Below are 24,129 nucleotides of genomic sequence, written 5' to 3'. Positions count from 1 at the left end.
GAAGCGACACAGCAGCATCACGCGTACGACACGTCCGGCCGCGGCGCTCGTCCTCATCGCGCTCATCGCCCTCGCCGCCGCGGCCTGCGGCAAGGAGGGCAGCCCGCCGACCAAGGGCCCCGCCGCGGAGGAGCTCCCCAAGTACCGGGTGGCGAACGGGTTCCAGCTGCCCGGGTCCGGGACGTGGAAGAAGGCCGAGAGCCGCGGCCGCTTCGTCGTCGGGGCCAAGGAGGACCAGCCCTACCTCGGCGAGAAGGACCCGGCGACCGGCAGGTACTCCGGCTTCGACATCGAGATCGCCAAGATGGTCTCGGCCTCGCTCGGCCTGGACCCCAAGAAGATCGAGTTCAAGACCATCGCGTCGGCGAACCGCGAGACCGCCCTGCAGAACGGGCAGATCGACTACTACGTAGGCACCTACACGATCAACGACAACCGCAAGAAGCTCGTCGGCTTCGGCGGCCCGTACTACATGGCGGGCCAGGGCCTGCTCGTGCGGCACGACGAGGAGGACATCAAGGGACCCGACGACCTGGCGGGCAAACGCGTCTGCTCGGCCGCCGGATCCACCCCCTACCAGCGGATCAAGCAGGACTACCCGAAGGCCACCCTCGTCGCGTACGACACCTACTCGGTCTGCGTCGACAACCTGCTGACCTACCAGGTCGACGCCGTCACCACCGACGACGCGATCCTGATCGGCTACGCGGCCAAGGTGCCCGACGAACTCAAGCTGGTCGGCAAGCCGTTCTCCCAGGAGCCCTACGGCATCGGTGTCCCCAAGGGCGACACCGCCCTGCGGTTCGCCGTCGACGACGCGCTCGCGGCCCGCGAGAAGGACGGCGACTGGAAGAAGGCGTACGACGCCACGCTCGGCCTCTCCGGAGTCCCGGCGCCGAAGCCGCCCGCCATCGACCGCTACCCGGCGAGCTGAGGAGGCGTCGTGGACGTACTGACAGACAATTTCTCCACGTTCGGCGAAGGCTTCATCGGCACCGTCGAACTCACCGTCTACGCCTCGGTCCTCGCGCTCGTGCTCGGCTTCCTCATGGCGTCGTTCCGGGTCGCGCCCGTCGGATCCTTCCGGGTGTTCGGCACGGTGTGGGTGACGGTCCTGCGCAACACCCCGCTCACGCTGCTCTTCTTCGCCGTGCTCCTTGGACTCCCGCGCTTCGGACTCGTGCTGCCCTTCAAGGTGTTCGCGGTGCTCGCGCTCGGCTGCTACACCTCCGCCTTCATCTGCGAGGCGATCCGCTCGGGCATCAACACCGTGCCCAAGGGACAGGGCGAGGCGGCCCGCAGTCTGGGCATGTCCTTCGGGCAGACGCTGTCCGTGGTCGTGCTGCCGCAGGCGTTCCGCTCGGTCATCGCGCCGGTCGGCTCCAACCTCATCGCGCTCGCCAAGAACTCGGCGATCGCGGGCGCGTTCAGCGTCACCGAGCTGCTCGGCACGTACAAGACGCTCAGCGAGCTGGGCTACAACATCGTCTGGACCTTCGTCTGGATCGCCCTCGGGTACCTCATCATCACCCTCGCCATCAGCGCGGTCTTCAACATCCTCGAAAAGCGCTGGGGAGTCGCCCGATGAAAGCCATCTCCCACGATTCGACCGCCCTCTACGACGTCCCGGGGCCCAAGACCGTACGGCGGCACAAGCTGTACGGGCTGCTCTCCACCGTGGTCGTCCTCGGGCTCGTCGCCTGGATCCTGTACCTGCTCTTCGACACCGACCAGTTCACGGCGACGAAGTGGACGCCCTTCGAGTACAAGGGCATCCAGGAACTGCTCCTGCGCGGCCTCGGCAACACGCTCAAGGCCTTCGCGATCTCCGCGGTCCTCGCGCTCGCCCTCGGCGGACTGCTCGCCATGGGACGGCTCTCCGACCACCGTCCGGTGCGCTGGGTGGCCACGCTGCTCGTGGAGTTCTTCCGGGCGATGCCGGTCCTCGTGATGATCTTCTTCGTCTTCGTGGCGCTGAAGGTCCAGCCGCTGCCCGCCCTTGTCGCCGGACTCACGCTCTACAACGGTTCGGTGCTCGCCGAGGTCTTCCGATCCGGCGTCAACTCCGTGGAGAGGGGGCAGCGGGAGGCGGCGTACGCCCTCGGCATGCGCAAGACCCAGGTCATGTCGTACGTCCTGGTGCCGCAGGCCGTGCGCGCGATGTTGCCCGCCATCATCAGCCAGTTGGTGGTGGCCCTGAAGGACACGTCGCTCGGTTATCTGATCACCTATGAGGAGTTCCTCCATGCCGGGAAGCTCATCGCGTCGAATCTCGACTACGATTTGCCGTTCATCCCCGTAGTAATGGTGATCTCGCCGATCTACATCGGGATGTGCATGTTGCTGTCGTGGTTCGCCCAGTGGGTGTCCAGGCGTCAGCAGCGCAATCCCAAGACCGAGGCCGCGGACGTCGCCCCGGCCGAACCAGGGACGCTGCTGCCGGGTACGCAGTAGCCAGCAGGGCCAGGCCCACCCGGCAGCAGCCGGTGATCACTGCTCGCGCAGCGGGACGGACAGGTACGACGGGTCCGCCTCGGGCGAGGAGAAGGTCAGCTGCGCGCCGGACGGGTTGTGCTCGATGTAGAGCGGGTCGACCGTGTCGACGACCAGGGCGAGCTTGTGCCCAGCCGGTACGTCGTAGGCCGTGGAGAACAACTCCAGGTCCACGCCGAACGGCTTGCCGGGTGTCTTGCCGTGGAAGGTGTACGGCGCGTTGCTGACCAGCTTGCCGAGGCCGAGCGGGCCCACGTCGTAGAGGTACGCGACGAGGGTGCCGCTCTCCTTGGTGCTGGAGAGCGTGGTGTGCAGCTTCGCCGTCCCGCGGACCCGCTGGGCCGACGCGTACCTCTCGGACTGCCAGACGCCCGCGTAGCGGCGCGGGAGCAGCGGCACCGAGGCCATCGGCGGGATCTTGAAGAACTGGTCGAGGGCGTTGGAGAGGATGGCGATGCCGCCGTTGGCGCCCGAGTCGACGTTCGCGCGGATCGTGGTGTCGCCCGCCATCTCGATCTTCTTGTGGGTCGGTCCGACCGACTTCCAGTCCGGGTAGCCCTCGTAGCCGCCGGTGGACCGGGACTTGAGCTGGACCGGCTGCTCCTTGTCGATGCCGTTGTCCGCGCCCTTGAGGTAGTGGTCGAACCACCGCTGGGTCGAGGTCCAGGTGTCGTTGGGCAGGCCGAGCAGGCCTGTCGCCTCGGCCGTCGCGTGGTCGCCCGGGCGGAACTCCAGGCGCTTGGGTCCGGTGAGGCGCTCGTAGAACTTCGCGTACTGGTTGGGCGGGAAGAGCGTGTCGCCCCAGGCGTTGCCGAGCATGATGGCCGCGCCGTTCTTGTTGATCTGGTCGAGATAGGTCGCGGGGGAGCGCTTCTTGCCCCACGCGATCATCTCGTCCTCCTTGTCCAGGTTGGACCCGAGGAAGTCCTTGAGGGTCCGCTGGAGTTCGGGTCCTGGACGTCCGGTGAGCGCGCCCGCGCCGCCGAGCAGGGCCGCGGCCTGGAAGTGCTGGGTGCGGCCGCTGTAGATGGAGTCGATCAGGTCGCCCCAGCCGCTCATCGCGGCGACGGCCTTGACCCGCTTGTCGTGGCCCGCGGTCAGCAGGCTGATGCCCGCGCCGTACGAGACGCCCGCCATGCCGACCTTCGACGGGTCGGCGGGGGTGTTCTTCAGGGTCCAGTCGATGACCTTGGAGGCGTCGGCGATGTCCTTGGGGCCCGCGGTCTCGATCTCGCCGCCGGACTGCCAGAAGCCGCGGGAGTTGTAACTGACCACGACGTAGCCGGAGTCGGCGAGCTTCTGGGCCTGGGCGACGTATTCGATCTGGGGCATGGCCCAACTGGTGGGCAGCACGATCGAGGGGAACGTCGTGCCGGGCTTCGCGCCCTTCGGGGTGAAGACGTTGGCCTTGAGGACCGTGCCGCCGTCGCCGGGGATGTCGACGAAGCGTACGTCGGCCGAACGCGCGTCGGCGGCGCTCGCGGCCCGCGGCCCGGCGGCCGGTGCCGCCTGCGCCGCCGGGGCCAGGCCGAAGGCGGCCCCGGCGACGAGGGTGGCCGAGACGGCGCCCACGGTGGTCGTGCGCAGGACGCGGTGCGGGTGCGGGTGGCTCACGGGTCACTTCCTCACTCGTTGAAAGTGCAAAGTGACCCGACGGTAACCGCGAATCTTTACCAGGGGTAACCCGTCGGTAAGTTACGCCCCGGTAACGATCTTTGAGGTGGGTGTGCCTACTTCAGCGCGCTCTTCGCCTGCCAGTCCGACCAGGAGATGTTCCACTCGCCGTAGCCGTTGCCCGGGTCGGGGACGCCCTTCGAGCCGCTCCCGGTGACCTCGAAGGGGTCGCCTATCTGGGCCTGGCGGTAGAGCCAGCCCGCGTCGCCGTCGCTCATGCCCACGCAGCCGGAGCTGTGGTTGGTGTTGCCGAAGTACGAGGCGTTCCACGGGGCCGCGTGCGCGTACATGCCCGACCAGGTCAGGCGCATCGAGTAGTCGACCATCTTGTCGTAGGCGTCGCCGAGGCCCACGGTCTCGGAGCGCATGTTGATCGTGCCCTCCTTCGACATCAGGACCGAGGTGCCGCCCCAGGACGCCTTGTCGCCGCCCGGGGTGCCCGCCGACATCGGCAGCGACTTCAGGGTCTTGCCGTCGCGGGTGAGGGTCGCCGTCTTGCTGTCCAGGTTCACCTTGACGACCTGGCTCTTGCCGATGGTGAAGTTCGTCGCGTAGTCGCGGACGAACCAGTCGTTCCCGCCCGAGTCGATGCCGTTGAGGTCGGCGTCCAGCTTCACCTTCGTACCGGACTTCCAGTACTCCTTGGGGCGCCAGTCGACGCGGTCCTTGCCGTCGTAGTTCTTGATCCAGCCCCAGGACCCCTCGGTGTCGTTCGAGGTCGTCACCTTCAGGTGCTTCTCGACCTCGGCCTTGTTGCGCACCGGGTTGTCGAAGGTGATGGACAGCGGCTGGGCGATGCCGACGGTGGTGTTCTTGCCCGGGGCGAGCGTCACCTTGTTGACCTTGTCGGGCTTGGCCGTCCTGAAGGAGTGCTTCGCGCTGCCGCCCTGGTCGGTGGTCGCCTCGACCTGGTACGCGGTGCCGGGTGCGGCCTTGCGCTCCGAGGTCCAGCTGGTGCCGTTCGCCGAGAGCTTGCCGGGCAGCTTCGCGCCCTTGGCGTCGGCGACCGTGACGTTCTTCAGCTTGCCGTCGGCCAGCTTCACCTCGACCGGGCCGCCCGCCTTCGCCTGCTGTCCCGAGAGGTTCACCGAGATCTTCGGTTTCTCGGCGGCCTTGTCGGCGCCGGAGGAGCCGCTGCCGCCCGAGCAGGCGCTCAGGGCGGCGGCAAGGACAGCGACTCCCGCGGTCGCCACGTGGCGGGTGCGAAGGGGGCGTCGGCGGCTCGAAGAGCTCTGGGGGGTCAAGGAAACGTACCTCCGTGCGAATGTGGACTGCACGGAAAGAGTCCTGAAGCCGCCTTCAGGTTGCACGATGTCCGGAAATTGCCTGCTAGATCACAGAAGGCGCCGGATGGTGTCGGCGCACGGTGAGCGCGGCGTCACTTGGCGCGATGGGACGTGCGCGCAGAGGGGGCGGGCAGCGGGGTCTGCGCCGCGCGCGTCACGTCCGCCACGAGCTCGACGACGTCGGGACCGTACGCCTGGGAGTTGACGACCTTCAGGAGCAGCACGAAGGGGTTGTTGCCGTGCTTGCGGGCGAGCTTCTCGTGGTGGCGGGCCAGATAGCGGGTTGCCGCCTGGCTGGTGACCGCGCGCTGGCCGCAGAAGAGGAAGACCGGTCTCGCCTCCTGGCCCTGGTCGGCGGTGAGCCTGGCGAGGATGACGTACTCGGAAAGGCCCGACTCCAGGCGGTAGCGCTCGCTGCCGATCTGGAAGGCGCCGCGGTCCGGTATCGGCTCCGGCTCGGTGTTCACGCGGACGCCGGGCAGGAGCGAATGCATGTGCGCGGCCATCCGGCGATTCGCCACCGGGCTGCCCACGCAGAACTCGGTGCGCTCGCCGAAGCCCTGCTGCGCCGCGTCGTGGGCGACGATCTGCGCGTGCGACCCGCACTCCCTGATGACCCCGGCCAGCTCGATGAGCGCGAACACGTCGTGGCGCACCACGGTGAGCTCGGGCCCGCCCGCGTCGCGGTTGACCACGAGCAGCGACTCGGAGTTCTCGGGCAGCCCGAAGAAGGCCTGCTTGCGGCGGAGCTTGCGCTTCCACAGGTAGGAGCGGGCTAGCCAGCCAAGGACGGCACTGATGCCGACCGCGATCAGGCCGAGGACGATATTGCGCACGTCTTCAGTCATGGGGGCGCATGCTAGCGGGCTCCCGGACCGGTGTTCGAGGAGGTCCTGACGCGGCGGGGGACTCGAAGTTACGCTGCGCAGACGGCTGTTGACTGGAGGTACGGATGCGTCGCGCTGTCGTACGGAATCTGACGCTATTGGCGGTCGGAGGGGTATTGGTGTCGGTCGGTGCGGCCGCGCCCCCTTCGCCTACGCGCTCAGCGGAACCGGCTCTCGCGTCGGGACCGGCATCGGCACCGGAGAAGGTGCCGGTCGCGGTCGGCCACGGAGGCGCTGTCGCCAGCGTCGACGCGGACGCCTCCGCGGCGGGCATCGAGGTCCTGAGGAAGGGTGGCAACGCCGTGGACGCGGCCGTCGCCACCGCCGCCGCGCTCGGGGTGACCGAGCCCTACTCGGCGGGTGTCGGAGGCGGCGGCTACTTCGTCCACTACGACGCCAAGACCCACAAGGTCAGCACCATCGACGGGCGCGAGACCGCCCCGCGCACCGCCGACTCCGGGCTCTTCCTGGAGAACGGCAAGCCCATCCCGTTCGAGTCCGCGGTCACCAGCGGCCTCGGCGTCGGCACTCCCGGCACGCCCGCCACCTGGCAGTCGGCGCTCGACAAGTGGGGCAGCAAACGGCTCGGCACGCTCCTGAAGCCCGCCGAGCGCCTGGCCCGCGACGGCTTCACGGTCGATCCGACCTTCCGCTCGCAGACCGAGTCGAACCAGAAACGTTTCAAGGACTTCCCCGACACGGCCGAGCTGTTCCTGCCGGGCGGGCAGCTCCCGGTGGTCGGCTCGACGTTCAAGAACCCCGATCTCGCGCGTACGTACGAGGAGCTGGGCCGCAAGGGCGTCGGCGCGCTGTACCGGGGCGGCATCGGCAAGGACGTCGTCCGCACGGTGAACAAGCCCCCGGTCGACCCGGCGTCAGGGCGCGTGGCCCGTCCCGGCGACCTCTCCGCCAAGGACCTCGCGGCGTACGCGGTGAAGCGCCAGAAGCCCACGAAGGCCTCCTACCGGGGCCTCGACGTCTACTCCATGGCGCCCTCGTCCTCCGGCGGCACGACCGTCGGCGAGGCGCTCAACATCCTGGAGCGGACCGACCTCTCGAAGGCGTCCGAGGCCGCGTACCTGCACCGCTACATCGAGGCCAGCCGGATCGCGTTCGCCGACCGCGGGCGCTGGGTGGGCGACCCCGCCTTCGAGGACGTACCGACCAAGCAGCTCCTCTCGCAGCGGTTCGCGGACTCGCGGGAGTGCCTGATCAAGGACGACGCGGTGCTCAAGAGCCCGCTCGCGCCCGGCGACCCGCGCCACCCCAAGCCGTGCGCCGCGGGCGACAAGGCGGCCCCCACGACGTACGAGGGCGAGAACACCACCCATCTGACGGCCGCAGACAAGTGGGGCAACGTCGTCTCGTACACCCTCACCATCGAGTCGACGGGCGGCAGCGGCATCACCGTGCCCGGCCGTGGATTCCTGCTCAACAACGAGCTGACGGACTTCTCCTTCGCGCCCGCGGACCCGGCGGTGCACGACCCGAACCTGCCGGGTCCCGGCAAGCGGCCGCGCTCCTCGATCGCCCCGACGATCGTCCTCAAGCACGGCAAGCCGGTGGTGGCGCTCGGCTCGCCGGGCGGCGCGACCATCATCACCACCGTCCTGCAGACCCTCACGGGCTTGGTCGACCGGGGCCTGCCGCTGGTCGACGCGATCGCCGCGCCGCGCGCCAGCCAGCGCAACGCCGCACAGACCGAGCTCGAACCGGGCCTGTGGAACAGCCCGCTCAGGGGTTCGCTCGAATCCCTCGGGCACTCCTTCAAGCAGAACCCGGAGATCGGCGCCGCCACCGGCGTGCAGCGGCTGCCGAACGGCCAGTGGCTCGCGGCCGCGGAGAAGGTCCGCAGGGGCGGCGGCTCCGCGATGGTGGTGCACCCTGCCAAGTGACCCCGGACAGGCCCTAGGAGGCGGGTGACGTCGCGCAGTTCTGCTCCAGTTCGTTCGCGGCCCAGCGGATCGAGGACTCCGGGTCGTCGTGCAGGTACCGCAGCGCGGGCAGTGCCTCGCGGACCGCGGCGAGCTGGGCGTCGCCGCGGCCGCCGCGCGCCTGGCGGACGTCGGCGAGGTCCGCGATGAGCAGCAGGAGCGTGCTGCGGGACATGTTGTCCGGGTCCGTCATCAGCTCGACGAGGAAGGGGATCGCGGGGACCGCGGCGGTCGACGCCGCGTCCTTGGAGACGAGCAGCCGGTACAGGTCGTGGACCGCGTCCATGGCGGTCTTCTTGTCGTCGGACGTGACCTTGCCGATCAGCTCGGGGATCTGGTGTCCTGGCCCGCGGGCGGTCCACAGGGAGCCCCAGTCGACGCCGTCCAGGCGCAGTTGGGGCTTGCGGTACGGCCAGAGCCCGGCGAGGTCAAAGCGGAGCACACCGATGTGCCGTCCGCCTCGGTGACGCGCAAGGTGGCGTCAGGTCGGCCAATGTGTCCGAGCCCAGGTGTCAGACGCGGACAATCCGTCGCCCCAGCCAGGACGTGGGAGATCCACCGAACTGCCCCATAGGGCCCAACTATCCCGCTACCGTGCCTATATGGCGACACAGCAGCTGCTTACAGGTGATGCCGGGTATACCCGGTACACCTACCGGCTGCGCCTGTCGTCCACCGCGCGGGCAGCCCTGGAGGCGGAGTGGGGCCGTTGTCGATGGGTGTGGAACGAGTGCGTGGCCAGGTCGATGGCTGCCAACGCACACAACCGGGCCCATCCCGAAGCCGTGTTGACGTGTGGCCCGGCGCAGTTGGACCGGATGCTGACGGAGGCGCGGGCGCGCACGCCGTGGCCGGCATCCGGTTCTTCGGTGGCGCAGCAGCAGACCATCCGGGACTTCGGTAGATCCCGCGCGAAGGCGCTGAAGGACACTGAGGAACGTCTCCCGGTGCGACAGCGAGCCGGGATGCCTGCCTTCAGGACGAAGCGCCATGGCGAGCCGACACTCAATTACACGCGGCGTGGCTTTCGGCTCCAGGACAGCCGTCTGCATCTGGCGGGTGGCATCGTGCTGACGGTGGTCTGGTCGCGGGAGCTGCCCGCCGTGCCGTCTTCGGTGCGGATCTACCGGGACGGTCTAGGCCACTGGTACGCGTCGTTCGTCGTGCCCGCGCAGAGCGAACCGCTGCCTGAAACCGGGCGGGTGCTCGGCATTGACTGGGGGGTGCGTGAGACCGCGACCACCACCTCCGATGATCATGACCTGCCCCACCCCGGGCACGGGTGCAAGGTCCAGGCGAAGGTTTCGCGCTACGACCGAATGATGGCCCGCCGTAAACCCGCCAAGGACCAGGCTGCCTCGAAGGGGTACCGGGAGGCCAAGCGGCTGCGGGCCAGGGCCTATAAGCAGGTTGCCCGGCAGCGTCAGGACACCGCCCGCAAGTGGGCCAAGAAGGTCGTCAGGGACCATGACGCGGTCGCGGTGGAGGACTTCAAGCCGAAGTTCTTGGCCAGGTCGAGCATGGCCCGCAAGGCCGTGGACGCCGCCATCGGCGCCACCAAGCAGGCCCTGGTTCACATGGCCCGCAAGCACGGGCGGATCGTGCGTCTGGTTCATCCCGCGTACACCACGATGGACTGCGGACAGTGCGGAGCGAGAGCCAAGCACGCCCTGCCGCTGGGTGAACGCGTCTACACCTGCACCGCGTGCGGAGCTGCCTTTCCCAGGGATAAGAACTCCGCGCGCGTGATGCTCGTCAGGGCGCGTCTGGACCCTGCTGGTGCCGAGGGCATAAGTCCGTCCGGAACTCAGTTCCGGACGGCGGCCTGAGCCAGGAATCCCCTCCCGTCAGGGAGGGGAGCATTCAAAGTGCCGTGAGGATCCTGGGACCTTCCTCGGTGATCGCCACCGTGTGCTCGGCGTGGGCGGCGCGGCTGCCGTCGTTCGTGCACAGGGTCCAGCCGTCCGGCGCGGAGTGGTACCCGTCGCCGCCGCCCGCGATCAGCATCGGCTCGATGGCGAACACCATGCCGGGGCGCAGCGGCATGCCGCGGCCCGGGCGGCCCTCGTTCGGCACGGCGGGGTCCTCGTGCATGCTGCGGCCGACGCCGTGGCCCCCGTAGTCCTCCATGATGCCGAAGCCGCCCTTGCGGCAGACGGTGCCGATGGCGTGCGAGATGTCGCCGATGCGGTTGCCGACGACGGCCGCCTCGATGCCCGCCGCCAGGGACTGCTCCGCCGTCTCGACCAGGCGGACGTCCTCGGGGCGGGGGGTGCCCACGATGAAGCTCATCGCGGAGTCGCCGACCCAGCCGTCCAGCTTCGCGCCGAAGTCGATGGAGACCAGGTCGCCGTCGCGCAGCCGGTAGTCGGTCGGGATGCCGTGCACGATCGCGTCGTTCACCGAGACGCACAGGACGGCGGGGAAGGGCGTCGGGGCGAAGTGCGGCCGGTAGCCGAGGAAGGGGGAGGACGCGCCGGCCTTGCGGAGCACGGCGTGCGCGGCCTCGTCCAGGTCGAGCAGGGAGACGCCGACGGCGGCCGCCTCGCGCGCCGCGGTCAGTCCTTGCGCCACGATGCGGCCCGCTTCACGCATCGCGTCGATCGATTGTGCTGTCTTGAGTTCCACCATGCCAATTACTATACCGGTATTTGAATGGGGGTCCGCTACGATGGGTCCATGGTGCGAAATCCCTTGACCCCTGAGGAGCACGAGCGCGGTGAGCGGCTCGGGCTGCTGCTGCGGGACGCCCGGGGGGCGCGGAGCATGGTGTCGGTGGCGACGGAGGCCGGTGTCTCCGCCGAGACCCTCCGCAAGATCGAGACGGGCCGCGCGCCCACGCCCGCGCTCTTCACCGTGGCCGCGCTCGCGGCCGTGCTCGGACTCTCGCTCGACGAGATCGTCGTGCGGTGCGAGCTCGTGCCCGTGTGACTCTTGTGCGGACCCCGGAAAACTGCGTGTAGTCGTCCCGTAACACGACTGGTGTTATCTTCCGGACCGGAAGACTCCAGGCTCCACGGGGCGGTGCTGGTCGAATGGCAGTGGGACAACTCCCGGATCAGGTCAGGGAGTTCGCGAAATACCTGAGAGAGCTGCTGGCGCGGCTCGATCAGGGCGCGGGCTGGTGCGGCGTGTTCTGGCAACGGGACCCGGACGGCATGCGCGCCTGTCTGGACGGCGCCGAGGTGCCTCCCTGGGACGTGGTGCAGGCGCTGCTCCACGACCTCGCGGCGGACCGGGGCGTGCCCGAGGCCGAGCGCGAGACCGGGCATGCCCGCGTCCTGCACCGCGCGTCCCTCACCGCCTACGACGCACGGCCCGGCGGTCGCGAGCTGCTCGGCGAGCGGCTCGACATGATGCTCAGGGAGCAGCGCTACGCGACCGAACGCCAGGCCGAGCTCACCCGGCAGCTCACCGAGGCGACGGGACCCGACGAGGCGGACCGCGTCAACCTCGACCTGGCATGGGTCCGCGACGACCACGAACGGGCCACCGCGCGCTGCGTGGAGCTCCAGGAGCGCCTGGACCGCCTGGACGCGGCGCGGCGGCCGTCGTGGGTGGACCTGAGCAGGACGGACGGGGTCGGTTTCGGAGATCCGTCCGGCGCTTTCGGCGGGGCCGATGCCGAGGACGACTTCGGGAGCCCGTTCGCCCCGGCCGTCGCCCACGCGGACGTCGAGGAGGCCGGTGACGCGGAGCCCCGGGTGCCCGAGCAGGCGGCCGCGCCGGTGCCCGAGGGGCGCTCCCGCAGGCGCGCCAAGGGGGGTGCCCGGTTCGCGGGGTTCGGCGGCGGCGCGGACGCTGACCCCGAACCCGGCCCCGAGGGGGGTGCGGCGGGGCCGCCCGCGGCTCCCCGTGGTGCCCGGTTCGCGCACACGGGGCCCATCCCGGCGCCGGACCACGAGGGCGTGTTCGACCCCGGGCACGACGGGCGCGGTGGCCACGACGAGCCCGACGGCGGCTTCGCGGACGAGGACGAGCGGATCACGGTCACCACCGTGCGGGAGCTCGTGCGGCTGCGCGGCGAGGGCCGCAGCGGCGAGGCGCACGGCGTGCTCGTCGAGGCCGCGGGCTGGCCCGCGGCGCGGCTGCCCGAGCTCGCCGGTGAGCTGCACCGCGCGGGGCTCGGCGCCGACTGGGCCACCCTGCTCTGGGAGGTCGCGTCGCTGCCGCCGGACCGCCTGGTCGCCGTGGCCGACGCGCTGGCCGGGGCGGGCCGCGCCGACGACTGCAGGAAGCTGCTGCGGCAGGGCGTCGCGCGCCCCGCGCCCGAGATGGCGGAGGCGATGCTCGGGCTGATCGACGCGGGCCGCGAACGGGAGGCCCGCGCGCTCCTGGACTCGTACCTGCGCGTGCGGACGCCCGAGGACGCTGCGCGCTGCGCGCACACCGATCCGAACCGCCTCATACCCCTGCTCCTGGAGACGGCGAAGGCGGTCTCCGACGAACACCACTGGGACCTGGTGCACGCACTGCGCGTCGCGGGGTTCAGCGCCTGACCCGGTCCGTTTCCCCGCGGCCGCGGTCCGCTTCTCGCCCGCTCGGGTGCGAAACGTGATCGACTCAGCCGGTTCACGACGATGGTCTTGCTCAGCCCGTCGGCGGAGGCTTACGTTCTCCTATCTACGCATCAAGTCTACGTGCGTAGAAGCTCTCTGACGTCCTCTCAAGGGCATGTGAAGGAGCAGCTCATGGTCAACGTCGTACGCGCCGCACTGGTCCAGGCGACCTGGACGGGCGACACGGAATCGATGATCGCCAAGCACGAGGAGCACGCCCGCGAGGCGGCCCGTCAGGGTGCGCGGATCATCGGCTTCCAGGAAGTCTTCAACGCCCCCTACTTCTGCCAGGTCCAGGAACCCGAGCACTACCGCTGGGCCGAGCCCGTGCCGGACGGGCCCACCGTGACCAGGATGCGGGAACTCGCCCGCGAGACCGGCATGGTGATCGTCGTCCCCGTCTTCGAGGTCGAGCAGTCCGGCTTCTACTACAACACCGCGGCCGTGATCGACGCCGACGGCTCCTATCTCGGCAAGTACCGCAAGCACCACATCCCGCAGGTCAAGGGCTTCTGGGAGAAGTACTACTTCAAGCCGGGGAACGCGGGCTGGCCGGTCTTCGACACGGCGGTCGGCAAGGTCGGCGTCTACATCTGCTACGACCGCCACTTCCCGGAAGGCTGGCGGCAGTTGGGCCTGAACGGCGCCCAGATCGTCTACAACCCCTCCGCCACCTCGCGCGGCCTCTCCGCCTACCTCTGGCAGCTGGAACAGCCCGCGGCGGCTGTCGCCAACGAGTACTTCATCGCCGCGATCAACCGCGTCGGCCAGGAGGAGTACGGCGACAACGACTTCTACGGAACGTCGTACTTCGTCGACCCGCGCGGCCAGTTCGTCGGCGAGCCCGCCGGAGACAAGGCCGAGGAACTCCTCGTCAGGGACCTCGACTTCGGCCTCATCGAGGAAGTACGACAGCAGTGGGCGTTCTACCGGGACCGCCGACCCGACGCCTACCAGGGGCTGGTGGAGCCGTGACCGATCTGTACGACCGCCACCGGGCGGTGCTGCCCGACTGGCTCGCGCTGTACTACGGCCGTCCGCTCGAACTCACCCACGGCGAGGGCCGCCACGTGTGGGACGCCGAGGGCAACAAGTACCTCGACTTCTTCGGCGGCATCCTCTCCACCATCACCGCGCACGCCCTGCCCGAGGTCACCAAGGCCGTCGCGGACCAGGCGGGGCGGATCATCCACACCTCGACGCTGTACCTCAACCGCCCGATGGTGGACCTGGCCGAACGGATCGCCGCCCTGTCGGGGATCCCCGACGCCCGGGTCTTCTTCACCACCTCGGGTACGGAGGCCAACGACACCGCCCTGATGCTCGCCACCGCGTACCGGGGCTCCAACCAGATCCTGGCGATGCGCAACAGCTACCACGGCCGCTCCTTCACGGCCGTCGGCATCACCGGAAACCGCGCCTGGTCACCGACCAGCCTCTCGCCGCTCCAGACGCTGTACGTGCACGGCGGCGTGCGCGGCCGGGGCCCGTACGCCGCCCTGAGCGACGCCGAGTTCACCGAGGCGTGCGTCGCCGATCTGCGGGACGTGCTCGGGCAGGCGCGCGGGGGAGTCGCGGCCCTGATCGCCGAGCCCATCCAGGGCGTCGGCGGCTTCACCTCGCCGCCCGACGGTCTGTACGCCGCGTTCCGCGAAGTCCTCGACGAGCAGGGCATCCTGTGGATCTCCGACGAGGTGCAGACCGGACTCGGCCGCACCGGCGACCACTTCTGGGGCTGGCAGGCACACGCACAGAACGGCCCGCCGGACATCCTCACCTTCGCCAAGGGCATCGGCAACGGCATGTCGATCGGCGGCGTCGTGGCCCGCGCCGAGCTCATGAACTGCCTCGACGCCAACTCCATCTCGACGTTCGGCGGTTCGCCGGTCACCATGGCGGCGGGCCTCGCCAACCTCACGCACCTCCTGGAACACGACCTCCAGGGCAACGCGCGCCGCGTCGGCGGACTGCTCATCGAGCGGCTGCGGGCGATCTGCGCCCAGCTGCCCGGCGTGCGCGAGGTGCGCGGGCGCGGCCTGATGATCGGCATCGAGCTGGTGCGGCCAGGGACGGACGAGCCGGACCAGGCGGCGGCCGCCGCCGTCCTCGAAGCGGCCCGCGATGGCGGACTGCTCATCGGCAAGGGAGGCGGGCACAACACCAGCGTGCTGCGCGTGGCGCCGCCGCTCTCGCTGACCGTCGCGGAGGCGGAGGAAGGCGCATCCATTCTTGAACAGGCCCTGCGCAGCGCCTAGTTCACCCAGTAGCGCCTGGTTCACACAGAGGAGAGGGAGTGCCCGCATGAGCACCCGCACGCTGATCACCGGCGGTCTCGTCATCACGGCCGCCGAGGAGGTCCACGCCGACGTCCTGATCGAGGACGGCCGCATCGCGGCGCTCGCCTCGGCGGGCACCCAGGAGTGGAGCGCGGACCGGGTCCTGGACGCCACGGGGAAGTACGTGATCCCGGGCGGCGTCGACGCCCACACGCACATGGAATTCCCGTTCGGCGGCACGTTCTCGTCGGACACCTTCGAGACCGGCACCCGGGCGGCGGCCTGGGGCGGCACCACCACGATCATCGACTTCGCGGTGCAGTCGGTGGGGCACTCCCTGCGCGAGGGGCTCGACGCCTATTACGCGAAGGCGGCGGGCAAGTGCGCGATCGACTACGGCTTCCACATGATCGTCTCGGACGTCGACGAGTCGTCGCTCAAGGAGATGGACGGACTCGTGGGGGAGGGCGTGACCTCGTTCAAGCTCTTCACCGCGTACCCCGGGGTCTTCTACAGCGACGACGGGCAGATCCTGCGCGCGATGCAGAAGGGCGCCACCAACGGCGCCCTGATCATGATGCACGCGGAGAACGGCATCGCCATCGACGTCCTGGTGCGGCAGGCGCTCGCGCGCGGCGAGACGGATCCGCGCCACCACGGCGAGGTGCGCAGGGCCCTCCTGGAGGCGGAGGCGACACACCGGGTGATCCAGCTCGCCCGGGTCGCCGAGGCGCCGCTCTACGTCGTGCACGTCTCGGCCGAAGAGGCGCTCGCGGAGCTGGTGGCCGCGCGGGACAAGGGACTTCCGGTCTTCGGCGAGACCTGTCCGCAGTACCTGTTCCTGTCCACGGACAACCTCGCGGAGCCGGACTTCGAGGGCGCCAAGTACGTCTGCTCGACCCCGCTGCGCCCCCGGGAGCACCAGGCGGCGCTCTGGCGCGGGCTGCGCACCAACGACCTCCAGGTGGTCTCCACGGACCACTGCCCGTTCTGCTTCACGGGCCAGAAGGAGCTGGGCCGTGGCGACTTCTCGAAGATCCCGAACGGCATGCCGGGCGTCGAGAACCGCATGGACCTGCTCCACCAGGCCGTGGTGGACGGCCACATCACGCGCCGCCGCTGGATCGAGATCGCCTGCGCGGCCCCGGCCAGGATGTTCGGCATGTACGGCAAGAAGGGCACGATCGCACCGGGCGCGGACGCGGACGTGGTCATCTACGACCCGGCGGCCGAGCAGGTGATGTCCGCCGCGACGCACCACATGAACGTGGACTACTCGGCGTACGAGGGGAGGCGGGTCACCGGGCGGGTCGAGACGGTCCTCTCGCGGGGCGAACTGGTCATCGATCAGCGGGAGTTCACCGGGCGGGCCGGGCACGGGGCGTACGTCTCTCGCGGTATGACTCAGTACCTCGGCTAGGCGCTTGTTCGTAAGCCGCGGGTATTTCGTGGCTGGTCGCGCGGTTCCCCGCGCCCCTTGCGGGGCCCGGAGTCAGACCAGCAGCCCCTGCTCCAGCCGCGCCGCCATGTGATTGCGGGCGGGCTTCCCGCTCGCGGTCCTGGCGATCGCGCTGCGCGGCACCTCGACGACGGATCGCGGGGCGAGTCCGAAGTCGGCCGCCACCCGGTTGGCGATCTCGGTGGTGTCGATCTGCCGGGACCGCTCGGCCACGACGACGAGGGCGAACGACTCGTCGTACGGCAGGGCCACGCACTCGGCGACGCCCGGCACCTGTGTCGCCACCTGCTCGACGTCGGCGGCGAAGACGTTCACGCCGCTGACGCTGATGCGGTCGCTCCTGCGGCCGCTCAGATAGAGCCTGCCGGCGCGCAGGCAGCCCACGTCGCCCGTGTCGAACCACGTGGTGCGGTGGTCGGTGGTCCCGTCGTACCCGTTGAACAGCGTGGCGCCGCGCAGCTGTACGGCGCCGACCCGCTCCTGCGGGCACTCCCTGCCCGACTCGTCGACGATCCGCAGGTCGAGCTCGGGCATGGTGGTGCCCAGGCACGCGGTGGTGACGGGCCCTTCGGTGCGAAAGCTCGTCCCCGGGTCCGTGTAGCGGTGCGAGGTGGCCATCAACGCGGCCTCGGCCAGGCCGTAGCAGAACACCAGTGCCGTCGGGTCGAAGCCCCAGCGGCGGGTCGCGCCCACGAAGGTGTCGACGGACGGCTTGCGGATGGGTTCGGCCCCGCAGAAGACCGTGCGCCAGGCGCCGAAGAGGCTCGGGTCGAGCGCGTCCTGCCCGGCGGCCTCGCCGATCCGCGCCGCCAGATAGCGCAGCATGAAGTCGGGGAAGGCGCTGTGCACCGACTCCGCGTCACGGACCAGGCGCAGGGCGGCGAGCGGCCTGCGCAGGAACGTGCCGGGCTCCTCGACGACCAGGTCGATGCCCTGGACCAGCGAGGTGAGCACCCCGATGAGCCCCATGTCGTGATGGAGCGGCAGGGCGATGAGACCGGCGTGGCCCGGCTTCATGCCCGCGACGTCGCGGATCGCCGCGATGTTGCCGAGGACGGCCCGGTGGCTGAGCGGGATGGGCCGCGGCATGCCGGTGGAGCCGCTCGTGTACTGGATGAAGGCGAGGTCCTCCGGGCCGCCGGGGGCGGGCCCCGGCGCGTCCTGCGGGCGCAGCACGAGCTGGAGTTCGGTGAGGCCGTGACCGGAGACGCGGAAGCCGTGGCGTGCGTCCTGCTGCCGCATCACCGTGGCGAAGTACTGCGTGAGGATCGCCCCGGGGACGTGCGGTTTGACGGAGACCGGGACCGCGCCCAGGTGGATCAGGCCGAGCAGGGCGAGCACTCCCTCCCTGGAGCTGGCGATGCGCAGCATCACCCGGTCCCCGCGGCGTACGCCCTGTTCGGCGAAGCCACCGGCCGCCGCGGCGATCTGCGCGGCGAACTCGGGGTACGTCAGGCGTTCGCGCCGGGCGGAGGTGCCGAAGGTGACGGTGGCCTGCGCCCGGTGGGCCTGCCCCGCGATGGCCTCCTGCAAGGTGGTCGCGATCATCGGTCCCCCTCCGGGAGGTCGAGCAGTGCGGCGAGGTCGGCCCGCCGGATCCGCTTGGTGTCGCGGTCCACGAGCCCGAGCCTGACCCGGCCCCTGGCCACGACGGTGCCGTCGGTCCGCTCGACGTCCTGGGTGAGCGTGAAGCTGTACGCGGAGCGTTCCGCGAGACAGGTGCGGACCACGAGCCTGCCGACCGGGTCCCAGTCGACCGCCTTGAGGTAGTCCAGCTGGAGCTGGAGGACCACGGCGACCGGCGTCCCCTCGCTCAGGTCGCCGCCGAAGGCCCGGCCCCACTCCCAGCGGCCCGTCTCCAACAGCTGGACGTACACGCTGTTGTTGAGGTGCCCGGCCCAGTCGAAGTCGTTGGGGCGCAGGGCGACCTCGCAGGCGTGCGCGAGGCGCGGCAGTGCGGCGGTGGTCATGGGGTGTCCCTTCGGTCGCTCGCGAGTCCGTCGCCGGCGGGCCCGGCGGGTCCGTCGCTCGCGGTCCCGGCGAGGAGCACCACCACCGCGCCCGCCAGGTCCCCGGTGTGGCTGATCGAGAGTTCGACGTCGATCCGGCGTTCCCCGCACCACGCGGCGAGCTCTCCGTGCAGCCGGAACCGGGGCTGGCCCGCGGGCCCGTGCACCACTTCGACCTCGGGAAAGGTGTGCGCGGGCCCGCCGCCCAGGGAGCTGAGCGCCTTCACGAACGCCTCTTTGGCCGCGAAGAGACCGGCCAGGGAGGCGTCCGGCACGGGGCGGGCGCGGCAGTGCGCGCGCTCGCGCTCGGTGAACAGGGCGCCACTAGCGAGCAAGTGCCGCTTCTCGCGCAGCTCCGTCACGGACTGCAGATCGAATCCGGTCGACATCGTTCGTCCGAAGGCTGGCGAAGTAGGCACGCTTGAGGTCCTCGTACGACTGGGTGTGGATGCCGGTCACCTCGCGGACCAGGGCGAACACGCTGGTCAGCTTCTTCATGTGGACCGAGCCCTCGTGCAGCGCGTCGTCGCCGAGGCCGAACTCCTCCTCGGCCGTGCGGGTCCGCTCCCACCAGTTGACGAAGCCCTCGCGCTCGGTCTGCGCGTCGCGGGCCGAGCCGAACGTCTCGCCGCCGTCGGGCCGCACCCAGGTGTACGCCATCGAGAGGACGTCCTTGATGGGGTAGACCCCGGACTCGACGAGGGCCTTGGCGAAGGAGGCGAAGTACTGCCGGTGCTGCACCTCGTCCTTCATGATCGTGTGGAAGACGTCGCGCACCAGGCCGTCCTCGGTGGTGCGGGACTGCCAGCCGTACGAGACGCAGGCCTCGATCTCGACGCAGGCCTGGAGGATGCACACCCGGGCGTAGTTGTCGGTGGGGAAGGCGCCCCGGTGCTCGATCACCTCGTCCTCGTCGATCGGGTCGACCCCGGCCATCTCCATCAGGCGGCCGAAGGCGACCTCGTGGTGCGCCTCCTCCTCCAGCCAGTACCGCGCCGACCAGGCCGCGGCGATGTGCAGGACGTTGGCGCCGAGCGGGTTGGACTCGCGGATCTCGTTGGCGAGCTTGACGCCGTCCACGGCGAGCCGGATGCCGGCGGGCTGGGTGGTGAGTTCGGCGCGCGAGGCGTGCCAGAGCGCGGCCTTGTCGCCCTCGGCGGGCCGGTTCAGCTTGCGGCCGTCGAAGAGGTGGTCGGTGCCCCAGCGGCGCTGCTCGTGGTAGCTCTGCTGGACGCGCAGCACATCGCTGACGGTGGCTCCGGCGCGGAGCTCCTTGACGATGTCGGTCATGATCAGCATGGGTCGGGACGCCTTTCCGTTCAGGAGGAGTCAGGAGGAGGCCGTGGCGAGCTGCTTGCCGAGCGCCGACACGACGTCCTCCGCGGTGTGGTCGAGGGTCATCGTCGGCAGCTCCACGTCGTCGTCGACGCCGACGTCGGCGAGTGCGCCGGCGAACGCGTCGAGCAGGTCGATGGAGTTGATGGCGTCCGGCGACGCGACCAGGACGGCGGAGAGCGGCCGTCCGTCGAAGACCTCCTCCTGCGGCAGACCGAGGCGGCGTGCGACGTGGGTCCTGAGTTCGGCGAGCATGGGTGTCTCCCTGTGGGTCGATCGATGGGTCAGTGCTGCGGTGCGGTCGCGGGCGTCGCGGGAGCGGTCCAGCCGGGCGTGCGCCCGAGCGCCGCGAGGACGAGGTCGAGCGTTCCCGCCTCCCTGACCGGGGTCAGGGAGGGGTCGAACTGCGCCGCGGGGCCGAGCCTGCGGTCGTCGTCGGGGACCCGCAGGGCGAAGACGAGCGCGGCCTCGGCGACGTCGTCGCCGAGGCGCGGGTCGATGCCGAGGGCCCGTGCCACGTCCCAGCCGTGCACGACGTAGTCGAGGAAGTGGAACCCGATCGCGACCGAGGCCGGGAAGGTGGTCGCCGTGCTGATCTCCGGGATGGCGAACTCGCTGGTGAGCACGCCGGGTCGGGCGAAGGCGTCGAGGACTTCGTCGGCGGCGGCGCGGTAGGCCTTCACCGGGTCGTCGCCGAGCTCGGCGGGCCGCCAGGCGGAGAGGTCGGAGCCGCGGCCCGCCGCGGCGGCCGCGAAGCCGCGGTGCTGTCCTGTCATGTGCGCGACCAGTTCGCGCAGGTTCCAGTCCGCGCACGGGGTCGGCGCCGCCCAGTCCGCGGGAGTCGCCTGGTCCAGGATGCGTGCGCTCTCCAGCACTGCCGTCCGGTCGAGCTTCCGGATATCCATGCGGATCCTTTCGGCGAGTGGTTGTCCCGCGGTCGCTCTCGTGGGGAGCGCGGGCAGAAAAACAATAGCACGACCGTACGTTTAGTTAGTGGTGAAAAGAAAGGCCGAGGGGCCCGGTCGGTCAGGACCGGGCCCCTCGGCCTCGTGCGCGTGCGCCCGCTACCCGGCAGCCGCCTCCGCGGCCTGCTCGGTGATGAACGCGGCCAGCCTGCCGATGCCCTCGGTGATCTCCGCCATGCTCAACGCGGAGCAGGAGAGCCGGAGTTGGTGGTCGCCGCCGCCGTCCAGATAGAAGTCGCCCATCGGCGTCCAGAGCACGCCGTAGTTGCGGGCGGAGCGCTCCAGGGCCTTGGTGTCGGCCACGAACGGGACGCGTACGACGAGGAAGAAGCCGCCGTCGGGACGGTTCCACTCGACCCCGAGCTGCTGCCTGCGCTCGGCGGGGAAGTGCCGTTCCAGCTCCGCGAGAAGGGCGTTGAGGTTGCCGCGGTAGTAGTCGATCGCCGCCGCGTTGGCCTCGCGGAGCCGGTAGCCCGACTCGACGAGGAGTCCGCCGATGACGGCCTGGCTGATCGCCGACGTGTTCACCGTCGTCATGCTCTTGATCTTGGAGAGCTGGTCGGCGAGCAGCGTCCGCTCGCCCGTCGGGCCCACCACCTCCTGGTCGGCCACCACATAGCCGACGCGCGCGCCGGGCAGCGCGGTCTTGGAGAACGACCCCAGGTGCAGGACGCGGCGCTCGCGGTCCAGGGCCTTGAGGGTGGGCCGCGCGGATCCCTCGCGCACGAAGAACCCGTACGGATCGTCCTCAAGGACCAGCAGGTCCTCCTGGACGGCGATCTCCAGGAGCCGTTCGCGGGCGGCGACGGTCATGCTCGCGCCGGACGGGTTGGCGAAGTCCGGCACCACGTACAGGGCGCGCGGCCGTCGGCCCTGCGCCCTGAGCTCGCGCACGGCGGCGAGTATCGCGTCGGGGTCCGGGCCCGCGGCGCCCTCCGCGACCGGGCGCACCGCGATGTCGAGCAGCCGCGCGGCGCCGGTCACCCCGACGTAGCAGGGCGAGCTGACGAGCAGGGTGTCCTCGGGCCGCGCGAACAGCGCGCGCAGGGTGAGCAGCATCGCCTCCTGGCAGCCGGTCGTCACGACCACCGACTCCGGGCTCACGTGGATGTCCTCGTCGTTGGCGAGGGTGCGGGCGATGAGGTCGTGGATGACGCCGTTGGTGCGGCCGTACTGGAAGAGCTGGGTGCGCACCTGGTCGCGGGACCAGCCGCGCTCCTGCTCCAAGTGGTCGCTGTAGGACCGCAGGTGGCGCGCGAGGTCCTCGGGCTCGAACGTGCCCTCGGACGGTCGGCCGGGGGCGAAGGAGATGGCGTCGGGGAAGCGGGCGACGACCTCGTTGAGGAAGTTCATCGCGTCGAGGACCGGGTCGGTCAGGGAGCCGTGCAGCTCGCCGAGGTCGAGCGCGCCTGACGTGGTGTTCGCGGGAGTCGTGGTGTCTGCCATGGGATCAATCTTCCGTGGTGGCGCCTGCGAAGGCGGTACGCAGGTAGGTGGCGGCCTCTTCGATGGCTCGGCGGCCCGCGTCCAGGGTCCCCGCCATGGCGAAGAAGCCGTGTGCCACGCCCGGGTAGCGGGTCGCATCGACGCGCACGCCGCTCGCCCGCAGGCGCTCGGCGTACTGCTCGCCCTCGTCGCGCAGCGGGTCGTACTCGGCGGTGATCACCAGGGCCTGGGGCAGGCCCGAGTGGTCGGGTGCCCGCAGCGGCGAGACGAGGGGGTCGGGCCCGTCGTCGGGCGAGGCCAGGTAGTTGTCCCAGTACCACTGCACGGACTTGTCGTTGAAGAGCAGCGGATCGGTGTTCTCGCGGCGCGACGCGGTGTCGGCGAGGTAGTCCGTGTTGGGGTAGACGAGCAGTTGAGCCAGGATGTCCGGGCCCTGGGCGTCGCGCGCCATGAGCGAGACCACCGCGGCGAGGTTGCCGCCCGCGCTGTCGCCGCCGACGGCCACCCGCGCGGGGTCGCCGCCGAACCGGCCCGCGTGCTCGACCGCCCAGCGCACGCCCGCGAGGCAGTCCCGCGGCGCGGCGGGGAACTTGTGCTCGGGTGCGAGGCGGTAGCCGACAGCGACGGTGAGGCATCCCGCGGCATTGGCGAGGCTGCGGCAGATCGCGTCACTGGTCGCGATCGAGCCCAGCGTCCAGCCGCCGCCGAAGAAGTAGACGAGCACCGGCAGCGGGCCCTCGCCCGCGGGCCGGTAGACGCGCACGGGCAGCGGTCCCGCCGGTCCCGGTATCGACTCGTCGGTCACCTCCGCCACCGGCTCGGGAGTGCCCGATTCGGCCTGGATGGCGGCGAGATCGGCTGCCCGCGCCTCCTCCAGGGTCATCGTGTACAGGGGGCGGACCCCCTGCTCCGCGCGCTGGTCGTACAGCGCCTGGAGTTGTGGATCGAATGCCATGGTGCCTCCGGACCAGGGCCGCGGTCCGGCGGACCGCGGTGGGTTTCAAGGTGTGTCGGGCAGCAGGGACGGTTCCGTCGAGACGTCGCGGAGACGGTTCAGGATGCCCTCGGCCGCTCTGGCGTAGCAGGTGAAGTTGGAGTGCAGTACGGATTCGGAGTTGGCCATCTCAAGGAGGGCGACCAGCTCGAAGGCGAGTTGGGGGATGTCGGTGTCGTCGCGTACCTCGCCCGCCTTCCTCGCCTCCTCGATCGTCTGCTCAAGGTATTTGAACCAGCTGCCGTGTGCGCCGGCGACCGTGTCGTGGACCTTGCCCTCGCGTGCGTCGTACTCGGCGGAGACCGAGTAGAAGAAGCAGCCGCCGGGGAAGACCCGCTGCTCGGAGTAGGTGAGCCAGCTGGTGCACAGGCTCCACAACCGGCGTATTCCCGAGGACAGTTCGCGGTTGGGCTGCACGACGTATTCGATATAGATCTTGATGGCGGCGCGTACGGTCGCCAGTTGCAGCTCTTCCTTCGAGCCGAAGAGGGCGAAGACCCCGCTCTTGCTGAGCCGGAGTTCACCTGCCAGACGCCCCAGTGACAGCCCTTCGAGGCCTTCCACCGATGCGATCTCCACGGCGCGCCGCAGAATCAACTGTCGGGTCTGGTTTCCGCGTGCGATCCGCCCATCGGTGCGGGTCGTGGTCACGCACCACCTCCTCATTCTCCCTGCGCGGGGGGTCGGTGTCCCAGCGGCCGAGATGCACACCCTACTAAGTGGACGACCGTGCGGACATTGTGCAAGAGTACAGTTACTGTACGGCCGTGCGTTTAGTTTGGTGCACGGGTTGAGTGAGTACGGGGGAGACG

24 protein-coding genes are annotated in these 24,129 nt (G+C 70.2%); 10 read left to right on the top strand and 14 right to left on the bottom strand.

Features of this window, described 5'->3' with window-relative positions:
• Nucleotides 1-16: 16 nt before the first annotated feature.
• Genes CP970_RS07120 through CP970_RS07110 form a run of 3 tightly spaced genes read left to right on the top strand, consistent with a single transcriptional unit; the run spans nt 17 to nt 2,454 of the window.
• Nucleotides 17-934: a glutamate ABC transporter substrate-binding protein gene (locus CP970_RS07120; protein ID WP_055544301.1), complete on the top strand. Its 918-nt coding sequence runs from the start codon at nt 17-19 to the stop codon at nt 932-934.
• Between the two features lie 9 nt (nt 935-943).
• Complete coding sequence (locus CP970_RS07115) at nt 944-1,588, top strand: amino acid ABC transporter permease (RefSeq protein ID WP_055544255.1); 645 nt, start codon at nt 944-946, stop codon at nt 1,586-1,588.
• The gene (locus CP970_RS07110; protein WP_055544254.1) at nt 1,585-2,454 is read left to right on the top strand and encodes an amino acid ABC transporter permease; all 870 of its coding nucleotides are present in this window, start codon (nt 1,585-1,587) and stop codon (nt 2,452-2,454) included. The genes CP970_RS07115 and CP970_RS07110 overlap by 4 nt, the downstream gene beginning before the upstream one ends.
• Nucleotides 2,455-2,490: 36 nt before the next feature.
• Here CP970_RS07110 and CP970_RS07105 read toward each other — a convergent pair whose 3' ends face one another.
• The 3 genes from CP970_RS07105 to CP970_RS07095 form a co-directional block, all read right to left on the bottom strand.
• Nucleotides 2,491-4,107: an alpha/beta fold hydrolase gene (locus CP970_RS07105; RefSeq protein WP_055544253.1), complete on the bottom strand. Its 1,617-nt coding sequence runs from the start codon at nt 4,105-4,107 to the stop codon at nt 2,491-2,493.
• A gap of 116 nt (nt 4,108-4,223) precedes the next feature.
• On the bottom strand, nt 4,224-5,360 hold the full coding sequence (locus CP970_RS07100) for a L,D-transpeptidase (RefSeq protein ID WP_224058301.1): 1,137 nt from the start codon (nt 5,358-5,360) through the stop codon (nt 4,224-4,226).
• Nucleotides 5,361-5,545: 185 nt separating this feature from the next.
• Nucleotides 5,546-6,301: a hypothetical protein gene (locus tag CP970_RS07095; protein ID WP_079043192.1), complete on the bottom strand. Its 756-nt coding sequence runs from the start codon at nt 6,299-6,301 to the stop codon at nt 5,546-5,548.
• Between the two features lie 104 nt (nt 6,302-6,405).
• Between CP970_RS07095 and ggt the strand changes: the two genes are divergently transcribed.
• The gene (ggt, locus tag CP970_RS07090; protein WP_055544250.1) at nt 6,406-8,235 is read left to right on the top strand and encodes a gamma-glutamyltransferase; all 1,830 of its coding nucleotides are present in this window, start codon (nt 6,406-6,408) and stop codon (nt 8,233-8,235) included.
• Nucleotides 8,236-8,248: 13 nt separating this feature from the next.
• Here ggt and CP970_RS07085 read toward each other — a convergent pair whose 3' ends face one another.
• On the bottom strand, nt 8,249-8,716 hold the full coding sequence (locus CP970_RS07085) for a hypothetical protein (RefSeq protein WP_055544249.1): 468 nt from the start codon (nt 8,714-8,716) through the stop codon (nt 8,249-8,251).
• A 160-nt stretch (nt 8,717-8,876) separates the two neighbouring features.
• On the opposite strand from CP970_RS07085, the gene CP970_RS07080 reads away from it, so the two are divergent.
• Nucleotides 8,877-10,103 carry an RNA-guided endonuclease InsQ/TnpB family protein gene (locus tag CP970_RS07080; protein WP_055544248.1) on the top strand — a complete coding sequence of 409 codons (1,227 nt, stop codon included), beginning with the start codon at nt 8,877-8,879 and terminating at the stop codon, nt 10,101-10,103.
• A gap of 34 nt (nt 10,104-10,137) precedes the next feature.
• Here the strand turns inward: CP970_RS07080 and map are convergent, their stop codons facing one another.
• Nucleotides 10,138-10,905, bottom strand: a complete 768-nt coding sequence (gene map, locus CP970_RS07075) for a type I methionyl aminopeptidase (protein WP_055544247.1) — start codon at nt 10,903-10,905, stop codon at nt 10,138-10,140.
• Between the two features lie 48 nt (nt 10,906-10,953).
• Between map and CP970_RS07070 the strand changes: the two genes are divergently transcribed.
• The 5 genes from CP970_RS07070 to hydA all read left to right on the top strand — a co-directional run bounded on the left by CP970_RS07070 (nt 10,954) and on the right by hydA (nt 16,529).
• A complete protein-coding gene (locus CP970_RS07070; RefSeq protein WP_055544300.1) occupies nt 10,954-11,205 on the top strand; it encodes a helix-turn-helix domain-containing protein in 252 nt (83 codons plus the stop codon).
• Nucleotides 11,206-11,309: 104 nt separating this feature from the next.
• Nucleotides 11,310-12,773, top strand: a complete 1,464-nt coding sequence (locus tag CP970_RS07065; RefSeq protein WP_055544246.1) for a hypothetical protein — start codon at nt 11,310-11,312, stop codon at nt 12,771-12,773.
• Between the two features lie 192 nt (nt 12,774-12,965).
• Nucleotides 12,966-13,808, top strand: a complete 843-nt coding sequence (locus CP970_RS07060) for a nitrilase-related carbon-nitrogen hydrolase (protein ID WP_055544245.1) — start codon at nt 12,966-12,968, stop codon at nt 13,806-13,808.
• Nucleotides 13,805-15,088 carry an aspartate aminotransferase family protein gene (locus CP970_RS07055; RefSeq protein ID WP_055544244.1) on the top strand — a complete coding sequence of 428 codons (1,284 nt, stop codon included), beginning with the start codon at nt 13,805-13,807 and terminating at the stop codon, nt 15,086-15,088. Before CP970_RS07060 ends, CP970_RS07055 begins: the two co-directional genes overlap by 4 nt.
• Before the next feature lie 46 nt (nt 15,089-15,134).
• Complete coding sequence (gene hydA / locus CP970_RS07050) at nt 15,135-16,529, top strand: dihydropyrimidinase (protein ID WP_055544243.1); 1,395 nt, start codon at nt 15,135-15,137, stop codon at nt 16,527-16,529.
• 72 nt (nt 16,530-16,601) lie between these two features.
• On the opposite strand, the gene CP970_RS07045 is transcribed toward hydA, so the two are convergent.
• The 9 genes from CP970_RS07045 to CP970_RS07005 all read right to left on the bottom strand — a co-directional run bounded on the left by CP970_RS07045 (nt 16,602) and on the right by CP970_RS07005 (nt 23,968).
• The gene (locus tag CP970_RS07045; RefSeq protein ID WP_055544242.1) at nt 16,602-18,116 is read right to left on the bottom strand and encodes an AMP-binding protein; all 1,515 of its coding nucleotides are present in this window, start codon (nt 18,114-18,116) and stop codon (nt 16,602-16,604) included.
• The gene (locus tag CP970_RS07040; RefSeq protein WP_055544241.1) at nt 18,113-18,538 is read right to left on the bottom strand and encodes an acyl-CoA thioesterase; all 426 of its coding nucleotides are present in this window, start codon (nt 18,536-18,538) and stop codon (nt 18,113-18,115) included. Before CP970_RS07040 ends, CP970_RS07045 begins: the two co-directional genes overlap by 4 nt.
• Nucleotides 18,535-18,912, bottom strand: a complete 378-nt coding sequence (locus CP970_RS07035) for a holo-ACP synthase (RefSeq protein ID WP_240507292.1) — start codon at nt 18,910-18,912, stop codon at nt 18,535-18,537. The genes CP970_RS07040 and CP970_RS07035 overlap by 4 nt, the downstream gene beginning before the upstream one ends.
• A complete protein-coding gene (locus CP970_RS07030) occupies nt 18,902-19,876 on the bottom strand; it encodes a ferritin family protein (protein ID WP_055544239.1) in 975 nt (324 codons plus the stop codon). Before CP970_RS07030 ends, CP970_RS07035 begins: the two co-directional genes overlap by 11 nt.
• A gap of 30 nt (nt 19,877-19,906) precedes the next feature.
• Nucleotides 19,907-20,167, bottom strand: coding sequence for a hypothetical protein (locus tag CP970_RS07025; RefSeq protein ID WP_055544238.1), 261 nt, complete (start codon nt 20,165-20,167; stop codon nt 19,907-19,909).
• Between the two features lie 29 nt (nt 20,168-20,196).
• Nucleotides 20,197-20,817, bottom strand: a complete 621-nt coding sequence (locus CP970_RS07020) for a TIGR03086 family metal-binding protein (protein WP_055544237.1) — start codon at nt 20,815-20,817, stop codon at nt 20,197-20,199.
• 159 nt (nt 20,818-20,976) lie between these two features.
• On the bottom strand, nt 20,977-22,323 hold the full coding sequence (locus tag CP970_RS07015; RefSeq protein ID WP_055544236.1) for an aminotransferase-like domain-containing protein: 1,347 nt from the start codon (nt 22,321-22,323) through the stop codon (nt 20,977-20,979).
• Between the two features lie 4 nt (nt 22,324-22,327).
• Nucleotides 22,328-23,278: an alpha/beta hydrolase gene (locus tag CP970_RS07010; protein WP_055544235.1), complete on the bottom strand. Its 951-nt coding sequence runs from the start codon at nt 23,276-23,278 to the stop codon at nt 22,328-22,330.
• A 45-nt stretch (nt 23,279-23,323) separates the two neighbouring features.
• Entirely contained in the window at nt 23,324-23,968 is a 645-nt protein-coding gene (locus CP970_RS07005; RefSeq protein WP_224058300.1) for a TetR/AcrR family transcriptional regulator, read from the bottom strand.
• Nucleotides 23,969-24,129: the final 161 nt, after the last annotated feature.

The sequence above is a fragment of the Streptomyces kanamyceticus genome (genome assembly GCF_008704495.1).
Classification (GTDB): domain Bacteria; phylum Actinomycetota; class Actinomycetes; order Streptomycetales; family Streptomycetaceae; genus Streptomyces; species Streptomyces kanamyceticus.
The sequence above is the reverse complement of the archived record's forward strand: the minus strand, read 5'-3'. Positions and strand labels throughout refer to the sequence as shown.